Annotated in this window: 6 protein-coding genes and 1 pseudogene; all 7 read left to right on the top strand. The window is 62.8% G+C overall.

Annotation, left to right across the window (positions count from 1 at the left end; all coding sequences use genetic code 11):
- A partial coding sequence (locus tag L9Z73_RS24350; RefSeq protein ID WP_247406508.1) for an FAD-binding domain-containing protein occupies positions 1-496 on the top strand: 496 nt, incomplete at its 5' end.
- The gene (locus L9Z73_RS24345) at positions 489-911 is read left to right on the top strand and encodes a nuclear transport factor 2 family protein (protein ID WP_247406505.1); all 423 of its coding nucleotides are present in this window, start codon (positions 489-491) and stop codon (positions 909-911) included. The genes L9Z73_RS24350 and L9Z73_RS24345, both read left to right, overlap by 8 nt.
- Complete coding sequence (locus L9Z73_RS24340; RefSeq protein ID WP_247406502.1) at positions 908-1,690, top strand: SDR family NAD(P)-dependent oxidoreductase; 783 nt, start codon at positions 908-910, stop codon at positions 1,688-1,690. Before L9Z73_RS24345 ends, L9Z73_RS24340 begins: the two co-directional genes overlap by 4 nt.
- Positions 1,687-2,934 carry an NAD(P)/FAD-dependent oxidoreductase gene (locus L9Z73_RS24335; protein WP_247406500.1) on the top strand — a complete coding sequence of 416 codons (1,248 nt, stop codon included), beginning with the start codon at positions 1,687-1,689 and terminating at the stop codon, positions 2,932-2,934. Before L9Z73_RS24340 ends, L9Z73_RS24335 begins: the two co-directional genes overlap by 4 nt.
- Entirely contained in the window at positions 2,931-3,740 is an 810-nt protein-coding gene (locus L9Z73_RS24330; RefSeq protein ID WP_247406497.1) for a DUF1365 domain-containing protein, read from the top strand. The genes L9Z73_RS24335 and L9Z73_RS24330 overlap by 4 nt, the downstream gene beginning before the upstream one ends.
- Positions 3,727-4,998: an SAM-dependent methyltransferase gene (locus L9Z73_RS24325; RefSeq protein ID WP_247406495.1), complete on the top strand. Its 1,272-nt coding sequence runs from the start codon at positions 3,727-3,729 to the stop codon at positions 4,996-4,998. The genes L9Z73_RS24330 and L9Z73_RS24325 overlap by 14 nt, the downstream gene beginning before the upstream one ends.
- Positions 4,991-5,302, top strand: a pseudogene (locus tag L9Z73_RS24320) (DUF2878 domain-containing protein); the annotation flags it as partial. The gene L9Z73_RS24325 and the pseudogene L9Z73_RS24320, both read left to right, overlap by 8 nt.
- Positions 5,303-5,388 lie beyond the last annotated feature (86 nt).

Here is a 5,388-nt window from a genome sequence, read left to right as displayed (position 1 = left end):
CGCCGCCTGGCAGCAGGCACGCACCGGTTTGCCGATCATCGACGCCGCCATGCGCCAACTGCTGGACACCGGCTGGATGCACAACCGCCTGCGCATGGTGGTGGCGATGTTCCTGACCAAGAACCTGCTGATCGACTGGCGCGAAGGCGAGCGCTTCTTCATGCGCCACCTGATCGACGGCGACCTGGCGGCCAACAACGGCGGCTGGCAGTGGAGTTCGTCCACCGGCACCGATTCGGCGCCGTATTTCCGGATTTTCAGCCCGCTGAGCCAGTCGCAAAAATTCGACGGCGACGGCGTGTTCATCAAGCACTGGCTGCCGCAACTGGCGGCGCTGAATAAAAAGGACGTACACGACCCGCAGGCTGCCGGCGGCCTGTTCGGCGTGGCCGATTACCCGCGTTCGATTGTCGACCTGAAACACTCCCGCGAACGGGCATTGGCGGCGTTCCGCAGCCTGCCGTCGCGCCAGGCCGTCGGAGCCGAACATGAGTGACTTCCTGCGCCGCTTCGCCCAGGCCTTTGCCACGCTGGACAAGCACAACCTGCACCTGCTCGACAGCTTGTACAGCAAGGACATCGCCTTCACCGACCCGCTGCACGACGTGCATGGGCTCACGGCGCTGCACCAGTATTTCGCGCAGCTGTACGGTAATGTCAGCCAGTTGCGCTTCGACTTCCACGGCTTCGACCAGGTGGCCGAAGGCGAAGGTTACCTGCGCTGGAAAATGAGCTTTTGCCACCCGCGCCTGGCCAAGGGCGAGGTAATCCGGGTGGAAGGCTGCTCGCACCTGATGTGGCGCGACAAGGTGTACCGCCATCGGGATTATTTCGATGCCGGCGCAATGCTTTACGAACACTTGCCAGTAGTCGGCCGTGTAGTCAGTTGGCTGAAAAGGAGAATCGGATGAGCCTCACACCAGCCCGTCGTTATTGGCTAACCGGCGCCAGCAGTGGCATCGGCGCCTCCCTCGCCGTGGAGCTGCTCAACAGCGGCGCCCACGTGGCCCTGAGTGCGCGCACCAAAGGCCCGCTGCAAGCGCTCGCCCAACGCTTTCCCGGCCAAGTGCTGATCGTGGCCGGCGACTTGACCAACAGCCAGACCGTGCGCGAAATCGGCGAAAACATCGCCCAGGTCTGGGGGGCGCTGGACACAGTGATCCTCAACGCTGGCACCTGTGAATATGTCGATGCCAAGCAATTCGACGCGTCGATCATCGAGCACGTGGTACGCACCAACCTGCTCGCCAGCAGTTATTGCATCGAAGCCGCGCTGCCACTGTTGCGCGCCGGGCGCACGCCGCACCTGGTGGGCGTGGCCAGCGCCGTGACCTACCTGCCGATGCCGCGCGCCGAAGCCTACGGCGCATCCAAAGCCGGTTTGCGCTACCTGTTCGAATCCCTGCGCATCAGCCTGTCGCCGGAAAACATTGACGTCACCGTGATCAGCCCAGGGTTTGTCGACACGCCGCTGACCGAGCGCAATGACTTCCCGATGCCGCTGAGCTGGTCTGCCGACAAGGCGGCACGGTATATCTTCGCCAAGCTGAACAAGCGCCCGCTGGAGATCGCCTTCCCGGCGATGCTCATCGCCACCTTGTGGCCGCTGTCGAAGCTGCCGAATCGCGCGCAACTGATCATCGGCAAACGCATGCTGCGCAGCCCGCCGCCGAAGAAGGACGACCTGTGAAGATCGCCATTATCGGCAGCGGTATTGCCGGGCTGACCAGCGCCTACCTGCTCAGCCGGCGCCACGACATCACCCTGTTCGAAGCGGGCGACCGCATCGGCGGGCACACCCACACGGTCAACGTGACCGTCGAGGGTAAACGCTATGCGGTGGACACCGGCTTTATCGTGTTCAACGACTGGACCTACCCCAACTTCATCCGCCTGCTGGGGCAGATCGGCGTGACGTTCAAACCCACCGAGATGAGTTTTTCGGTGTGCGACCGCAGCAGCGGGTTCGAGTACAACGGCAACACCCTCAACAGCCTGTTTGCCCAGCGGCGCAATCTGCTGTCGCCGGGGTTCTGGGGCATGTTGCGCGATATTCTGCGCTTCAACCGCGAGGCGCCGCTGGACCTGCAAGCGCAACGCATCAGCGCCGACATGACCCTGGGCGACTACCTCGACGCCGGCGGCTACGGCCCGCGATTCATCCGGCATTACATCGTGCCGATGGGCGCGGCGATCTGGTCGATGTCCCTGGCGGACATGCTCGGTTTCCCCTTGCAGTTCTTTGTGCGCTTCTTCAAGAACCACGGTTTGCTGTCGGTGAGCAACCGCCCGCAATGGTGCGTGATCGAGGGCGGCTCAAGCAGCTATATCGAACCGCTGACCCGCGGCTTTCGTGAACAGATTCGCCTCGACTGCCCCGTGCATCGGGTCGAGCGCGCCGCAGACGGCGTGATTATCCACAGCGCCGCCGGCACCGAAGCCTTCGACAAAGTCGTGTTCGCCTGCCACAGCGACCAGGCGCTGGCCCTGCTGGGCGACCCGAGCAGTGCCGAGCAGCAGATCCTCGGCGCCCTGCCCTACGCCGACAACGACGTGGTGCTGCACACCGACACGCGCCTGCTGCCCGACCGCCAACGGGCCTGGGCCAGTTGGAACTACCGGCTCAGCGGCAACCCGCAGACCAAGGCGGCGGTGACCTATGACATGAACATCCTGCAAGGCATCGACAGCGCCACGACCTTTTGCGTCAGCCTCAACCAGACGTCAATGATCAACCCGCTGAAGATCCTCGCCCGCTACACCTATGCCCATCCGCAATACAGCCTGGCAGCCGTGGCCGCGCAAGCGCGCTGGGAAGAGTTGTGCGGTGCGCAGCACACCTACTATTGCGGCGCCTATTGGGCCAACGGCTTCCATGAAGACGGCGTGGTCAGCGCCCTGCGCGTGGCCCGGGCGCTTGGAGAAGCCCTGTGAACAGCGCCCTGTATAGCGGCTGGATCGCCCATCGACGGTTTGCGCCCAAGGCCCATGCCTTTCGCTACCGCATCGGCTTGCTGTACCTGGACTTAAGCGAACAGGACGAAGTGCTCGGGCTCTCGCCCCTGGCCGGCGCCGGTCGCCTGGCCGCCTTCGGCTTTCGCCAGCAGGATTACCTGCGTGAATTGACGCGCCACGGCATGAGCTTGACCGATGCCGTGCGCCAGGAAGTCGGCAAGGCGCTGGGGCGCACACCCCAGGGCGCTATCTGCCTACTGACCCAGGCCCGCAGTTGGGGCCTGGCTTTTAATCCGGTGAGTTTCTTCTACTGCTTCGAGGCCGACGGACAATTGGCCGCGATCTTGTGTGAAGTGACCAATACCCCATGGCGCGAACGCTATCACTACGTGCTGCCGGCCCTGACGCAGGGCGCCGACGAGCATCAGCATTTCGCCGTGGCCAAGGCGTTTCATGTGTCGCCGTTTCTGCCGCGTGACTTGGAATACCGCATGAGCTTCAGCCCGCCCGCTGCCAGGCTTGGCGTACACATGGCCGATTGGCAGGGCGATCAAAAAGTCTTCGATGCCACCTTGAGCCTGCACAAGGAAACGCTCAACCGCGCCAGCCTGCACCGCTACCTGTGGCGCTTCCCCTGGATGACCGCCAAGACCTGCCTGGCGATTTATTGGCAGGCCCTGCGCCTGTTGCTCAAACGCACACCGATTTTTCCCCATCAGGCCGCCGATGGCGCCTCTCGCACTGCAGTCGGGTACACCAAGGATCGCCGCCATGAAATCCCCTAACTTATCGGTCAAGGCCAACCGCCTGAACGTCAACGGCGTGACCACCGCACTGCTGCGCAAGGCCGTGTTGCGTCAACTCAGCCAATTGCGCCACGGTCAGTTGGTGCTGATCGAGGACGGCGAACGCCAAGTGTTCGGCGCCCGCGAAGCGCACCTGCTGGGGGAAATCCAGATCCTCGATTCGGCGGTGTGGGGGCTGGTGGCGGCCAACGGTTCAATCGGTGCCGGCGAAGCGTTTATCCACGGGTATTGGAGCAGCCCGGACCTGACTGCGGTGGTGCGTGTGATGGTCAGCAACCTGGAAGTACTCGACGCACTGGAGGGTGGCCTGGCCAAACTGGCGCGGCCGTTCACCCAAGGCTTGCATTGGCTCAACCGCAATACGCGCAAGGGTTCACAGAAAAACATCGCCGCTCACTATGACCTGGGCAACGATCTGTTCGAAGAATTCCTCGACCCGACCATGATGTATTCGGCGGCGCAGTTCCTGAGCCCCGAAGACACCCTGGAACAGGCGCAACTGAACAAACTGGAGCGCATCTGCCAGAAACTCTCGCTTAAACCCACCGACCATCTGCTGGAGATCGGCACAGGCTGGGGCAGCATGGCGCTGTATGCAGCGCGCCACTATGGCTGCAAGGTCACCACCACGACCTTGTCCCGGGAGCAGTTTATCTACACCCAGCAACGCATCAGCGCCATGGGGCTGCAAGACCAGGTAACGCTGTTGCTGCAGGACTACCGCGACCTGAGCGGCCAATATGACAAGCTGGTGTCCATCGAAATGATCGAAGCGGTGGGCCATCGATTCCTGCCGACCTACTTCAAACAGTGCGCCCACCTGCTCAAGAGCGATGGCCTGATGCTGCTGCAAGCCATCACCATCCGCGAGCAACGCTTTGAACAGGCCAAGAACAGCGTCGACTTTATCCAGCGCTATATTTTCCCCGGCGGTGCCCTGCCCTCTGTGCAGAACATGCTGCAGATTGTCAGCCGCGACACCGATATGAACCTGCTGCACATGGAAGATTTCGGCCTGCATTACGCGCGAACCCTGCGCTTGTGGCATGAGAACTTTCGCCGTGCCCACGGCCGCCTCAAGGAATTGGGCTACGACGAATACTTCCTGCGGTTGTGGGAGTTTTACCTGTGCTACTGCGAAGGCGGCTTTATGGAGCGCACCATCGGCACCGCGCAGTTGCTGCTGGCCAAGCCGGCAGCCATCAACCCGCCGTTGCTCGGGCGCTTCAGTGCTTAAACCGCTGGCGAATGCCGCGCTGTTCCAGTGCGGCTGGTTTGCGTGTGTGTTGGGCGGCGACAGCGCCTGGTTACTGGTCGGGCTGGCCGTCCTGGCGGTCCACCTGCTGTGGATCAGTTCGTGGGCCGAGGACGGCGCGCTGATCGTCGGCGTGATGCTGGCGGGCACGCTGCTGGATAGCGCATTACGCGCGCTGGGGGTATTCCAATTCAGTGAGCCGGGCCCGCTGATTCCCTTTTGGCTGATGTTGCTGTGGGCATTGCTGGCCACCACGCTGCGCCATTGCCTGGCCTTGACGACGCGATGGTCGCCATTCGCAACTACGGTTTTCGCAAGGCCCTGATCGTCACCGACGCCGGCCTGGCCAAGGCGGGCGTGGCCAGTATGATT

The organism is Pseudomonas emilianonis, from assembly GCF_023072625.1.
Classification (GTDB): domain Bacteria; phylum Pseudomonadota; class Gammaproteobacteria; order Pseudomonadales; family Pseudomonadaceae; genus Aquipseudomonas; species Aquipseudomonas paraveronii.
Note: the sequence above shows the minus strand (reverse complement) of the source record. Positions and strands in the feature narration are given on the sequence as shown.